This window comes from Streptomyces sp. NPDC000878, assembly GCF_053599695.1.
Map to the genome: position 1 here is coordinate 1 of NZ_JBSFMT010000167.1, position 4,772 is coordinate 4,772.

Here is a 4,772-nt window from a genome sequence, read left to right on the forward strand (position 1 = left end):
CCTCAATCGCCGGACGGGCTGAAAATGCGGGCCTGGGCTGAAAGATCAAGCCCCGGCCGGCACCACCCAGCCCGTCCGGCGTTTGAGGACGAGCGCGTTCAGCGCGATACGGGGGTCTGGGGGCAGAGCCCCCAGGGATGGGATGGGACGGGTAAGGGCGGCGGGGGCGAGAAACCTCACGCCAGCGTCGCGACCAGCACCGCCTTGATCGTATGCAACCGGTTCTCCGCCTCGTCGAAAACGACCGAGTGCGCGGACTCGAACACCTCGTCCGTGACCTCCAGCGACTCCAGCCCGTACGTCTCGTATATCTCGCGGCCGACCTTCGTGCCGAGATCATGAAACGCCGGCAGACAGTGCAGGAACTTCACGTCCGCGTTCCCGGTCGCCCGCAGCACATCCATCGTCACCGCGTACGAAGCCAGCGCAGCGATCCGCTCGGCCCACACCGCCTTCGGCTCCCCCATCGACACCCACACATCGGTGGCGACGAAGTCGACCCCCAGCACACCCTCCGGCACGGACTCCGTCAGCGTCACCCGCGCACCGCTCGCCTCCGCCAGCTTCCGCGCGTCGGCGACGACCTCCTCGGCGGGCCAGTACGCCCGCGGCGCGACGATCCGTACGTCCATGCCGAGCAGCGCACCGGTGATCAGATACGAGTTCCCCATGTTGAAGCGGGCGTCGCCGAGGTAGGCGAAGGCGATCCCCTTCAGCGGCTTGCCGCCGCCGTGCTCGATCATCGTCAGTACGTCGGCCAGCATCTGGGTGGGGTGCCAGGCGTCGGTCAGGCCGTTGAACACGGGCACACCCGCGTATGCCGCCAGCTCCTCCACCGCCGCCTGGCTGTCACCCCGGAACTCGATCCCGTCGTACATCCGCCCGAGCACCCGAGCCGTGTCCTTCACGGACTCCTTGTGCCCCATCTGCGAGCCCGACGGGTCGAGGTACGTCGTCGAGGCACCCTGATCCGCCGCCGCGACCTCGAACGCGCAGCGCGTACGCGTCGAGGTCTTCTCAAAGATCAGCGCGATGTTCTTCCCTGCCAGATACCGCGTCTCCGTCCCGGCCCGCTTCGCCGCCTTCAGCTCCGCGGCGAGATCGAGCAGCCCACGGAACTCCTCCTCGGTGAAGTCCAGCTCCTTGAGGAAGTGGCGCCCGGCGAGGGCGGTCGGGACAGTCGCCATGGGGGCGCTCCAAGTGATCCGGCAGGACGTACATGACATGAACGAATGGAAGTCTATACGACTCCTTACATTTATATACAGTCAGATTTCCCTAGGTCACCGCGTCAGGTCACCGCGTCCCGTTGCACCGGACAACTCATGCACCGCGGCCCGCCCCTCCCCCGCCCCAGCTCACTGCCCGGGATCTCTATCACCTCGATGCCCTGCTTGCGCAGATGCGTGTTCGTGGTCGCGTTGCGCTCGTACGCGACCACCACACCCGGCTCGACGGCGAGGACGTTGCAGCCGTCGTCCCACTGCTCGCGCTCGGCCGCGTGCACGTCCTGGGTCGCGGTCAGGACACGGATCTCGCTCCGCCCGAGCGCGGCGGCGATCGCCCGGTGCATGTGCTCCGGCGGATGGTCGGTGACCTTCAACTCCTTGTCCCCGACGCCTGGCTCGATGGTGTACGAGCGGAGCATGCCGAGTCCGGCGTACTGGGTGAAGGTGTCGCCGTTGACCATCGTCATCACGGTGTCGAGGTGCATGAACGCGCGCCGCTTGGGCATGTCGAGCGCCACGATCGTCTCGGCCGACCCGGCGGCGAAGAGCTTGTGCGCGAGCATCTCGACCGCCTGAGGGGTGGTGCGCTCGCTCATGCCGATGAGTACGGCGCCGTTGCCGATGACGAGCACATCCCCGCCCTCGATGGTGGAGGGGTAGTCCGCCTGCCCCTCCGACCAGAGGCGGAAGGTTTCGTCACGGAAGAGGGGGTGGTGCCGGTAGATCGCCTCGAAGTGCACGGTCTCCCGCTGACGCGCCGGCCACCGCATCGCGTTGATGGAGACGCCGTCGTAGATCCAGGCGGAGGTGTCGCGGGTGAAGAGGTGGTTGGGGAGGGGGCCGAGGAGGAAGTCGTCCAGGTCCATGACATGGAAGCGGACCGAGGTCGGTTCCGCGTGCGCGGCGAGGAACTCGCGCTTGGTGATGCCACCGATGAGCAGTTCGGCCAGCTCGGCGGCGGGCAGGTTCTCGAAGGCGGCGCGGAGGTGGTCGGTGGCGAGCGGACCGTACTCCTTCTCGTCGAAGACGCGGTCCAGTACGAGCGTCCGGGCCGCCGGGATCGCCAGGGCCTCGATGAGCAGGTCGCCGAAGAGGTGGACGGCCACGCCTCGGTCGCGCAGGACGTCGGCGAAGCCGTCGTGCTCGGCGCGCGCACGGCGCACCCACAGGACGTCGTCGAAGAGAAGGGCGTCCTTGTTGCTGGGGGTGAGCCTTTTGAGCTCTATATCCGGCCGGTGCAGGATGACGCGGCGCAGCCGCCCGGCCTCGGAGTCGACATGGAATCCCATGCCTCCATCCTGACCACTCCGCATCGCGTTCACCCACTGGTCGGCGGATATGCGGGATAACCCTCACCACATCGCTTCCCCACCACTCCCCCATCTCGTCCCCTTGACGATAATCGGGTGGACCTAATATCGTCTACATGACGACAAGTGAGGGGGAGGGTGCCTGCGCACAGGCGACAGCCTCCTCCGCACCGGACGAGGGGATGGACGACAGGCACATGGCTGACATCACCCGGCGCCTCGGCTGGCGCCATCTGCGGGGCACACCCACGGCCCACATCCGCCACCACCGCTCCGGCCAGCTGGCGCACGACGGTCCCGGGCTCAGCTTCTGGTTCCGCGCGCTGACCGCCACGCTGTCCGAAGTCCCGGTCGACGACCGGGAGTTGGCGATGACCTTCCATGCCCGTACGTCCGACTTCCAGGACGTGGCGGTCCAGGCGACCGTCACCTACCGCATCAGCGACCCCGCCCTCGCCGCCGCCCGCCTCGACTTCTCCGTCGACCCGGACACCGGCGTCTGGCGGGGCGCGCCCCTGGAGCAGCTGGCGACACTGCTGACGGAGACGGCCCAGCAGCACGCCCTGGACGTCCTGGCCCGTACGCCGTTGTCGTCCGCGCTGGTCGACGGGGTGGCGTCGGTACGGGAACGGGTCTCGGCGGGGCTCGGCGCCGAGCCGCGCCTCCCGGCCACGGGCATCGAGGTCGTGGCCGTACGCGTGGTGGCTCTGCGGCCGGAACCCGAGGTGGAGCGGGCGTTGCGCACTCCGGCCCGCGAACAGATCCAGCAGGAGGCCGACCGGGCGACGTACGAACGCCGTGCGGTGGCCGTCGAGCGGGAGCGTGCCATCGCCGAGAACGAACTGGCCAGCCAGATCGAACTCGCCAGGAGGGAGGAGCAGTTGGTCGACCAGCGGGGCACGAACGCCCGCCGGGAGGCCGAGGAGTACGCGGCTGCCGACGCGGTACGGGCGGACGCGGAGGCGGCGCGAGTGGTACGGCTGGCGGAGGCGGAGGCCGCGAGCGTGCGCGGGGTGGGCGAAGCGCGGGCCCAGGCCCAGGCGGCGTGGCTGCGCGTGCACGCAGACGCGGACGTGGCGATGCTGCACGCCCTGACGGGCACGCGGCTCGCGGAGAACCTGCCCCGGATCGACAGCGTGACGGTGTCACCGGACGTACTGACCGGCCTGCTCGCCAAGTTGGGGGCTCAAGGGGCCCCGGGAGCTCAGGAGTGAGTCTCGCCCCACGGGCCGTGCTGGTCCATCGCACCACGGAGTACGAGGAGTTGGTGGCCCGGCACGGTACGCACGGCCAGGCCGCCTTCTTCCTCCGTTCCCGGGGCCGGGCCATCGAGGAGGTGGCCGAGCGCCACCACCGCACCCGGCGGGCCATGGCCGAGGTGACGGCGGCGATCCCCCTGACATGGCGTCAAACACAGGTAGAACGAGCCGACTTGGACCGCTTCCTCTTCGCACCCGAGGACGTGGTCGTCGTGGTCGGGCAGGACGGGCTGGTGGCGAACGTCGCCAAGTACCTGGCCGGACAGCCCGTGGTGGGCATCGACACGGACCCCGGCCGCAATCCGGGCGTCCTGGTACGCCACCGCCCGGCGGATGCCCGGACGCTCCTCCCGTCGGTACTCGCGACGGCGACAGGCGTCTCCGAACTGACCATGGTCGAGGCAGTCGCCGACGACACCCAACGGCTGCTGGCCCTCAACGAGATCTATCTCGGCGCCGCCGGCCACCAGACCGCCCGCTACCGCCTGAGCCTCGACGACGACAGGGGTGTCGTCGAGGCCCAGGCCTCGTCCGGGGTGCTGGTGGGGACGGGGACCGGGGCGAGTGGGTGGTTGCGGTCGGTGTGGCAGGAACGGGGCGGTGCCGGGCCGTGCCTGCCGGGTCCGACGGAGGATCGCCTGGTGTGGTTCGTACGGGAGGCGTGGCCCTCTCCGGCGACCGGAACGTCGTTGGTCGCGGGGGAGTTGGGGGCCGAGGGCCGGCTGACCCTCACCGTCGAGTCCGAACGGCTGATCGCTTTCGGGGACGGGATCGAGAGCGATGCGGTGGAATTGACGTGGGGGCAGACGATTCGGGTGGGGGTGGGTGGGGAGAGGTTGCGGTTGGTGGGCTGACGCGATTCTCCTCGCCCCCGCCGCCCCTACCCGTCCCGTCCCCTGGGGCCTCGGACTCGACGAGGTCGAGCGGCTGGGGAGCGACCCCGCTGGGCACCAGATGGATCCGCCGGTCCGCGT

The 4,772-nt window shown here is 69.6% G+C and carries 4 protein-coding genes; 2 read left to right on the plus strand and 2 right to left on the minus strand.

Features of this window, described 5'->3' with window-relative positions; genetic code table 11:
- Positions 1 to 176 precede the first annotated feature (176 nt).
- Together argF and ACWDR4_RS49800 are read right to left on the minus strand one after the other, a co-directional pair.
- A complete protein-coding gene (gene argF, locus ACWDR4_RS49795; RefSeq protein ID WP_450418796.1) occupies positions 177 to 1,187 on the minus strand; it encodes an ornithine carbamoyltransferase in 1,011 nt (336 codons plus the stop codon).
- 104 nt (positions 1,188 to 1,291) lie between these two features.
- Complete coding sequence (locus ACWDR4_RS49800; RefSeq protein ID WP_450418798.1) at positions 1,292 to 2,518, minus strand: arginine deiminase; 1,227 nt, start codon at positions 2,516 to 2,518, stop codon at positions 1,292 to 1,294.
- 218 nt (positions 2,519 to 2,736) lie between these two features.
- Between ACWDR4_RS49800 and ACWDR4_RS49805 the strand changes: the two genes are divergently transcribed.
- On the plus strand, positions 2,737 to 3,753 hold the full coding sequence (locus ACWDR4_RS49805; protein WP_450418801.1) for an SPFH domain-containing protein: 1,017 nt from the start codon (positions 2,737 to 2,739) through the stop codon (positions 3,751 to 3,753).
- Positions 3,750 to 4,652: a hypothetical protein gene (locus ACWDR4_RS49810; RefSeq protein ID WP_450418799.1), complete on the plus strand. Its 903-nt coding sequence runs from the start codon at positions 3,750 to 3,752 to the stop codon at positions 4,650 to 4,652. The genes ACWDR4_RS49805 and ACWDR4_RS49810 overlap by 4 nt, the downstream gene beginning before the upstream one ends.
- Positions 4,653 to 4,772: the final 120 nt, after the last annotated feature.

Excerpts from the sequence above, each read along its gene's own strand:
- argF (WP_450418796.1), bottom strand. The coding sequence starts at position 1,187 with ATGGCGACTGTCCCGACCGCCCTCGCCGGGCGCCACTTCCTCAAGGAG.
- ACWDR4_RS49800 (WP_450418798.1), bottom strand. The coding sequence starts at position 2,518 with ATGGGATTCCATGTCGACTCCGAGGCCGGGCGGCTGCGCCGCGTCATC.
- ACWDR4_RS49805 (WP_450418801.1), top strand. The coding sequence starts at position 2,737 with ATGGCTGACATCACCCGGCGCCTCGGCTGGCGCCATCTGCGGGGCACA.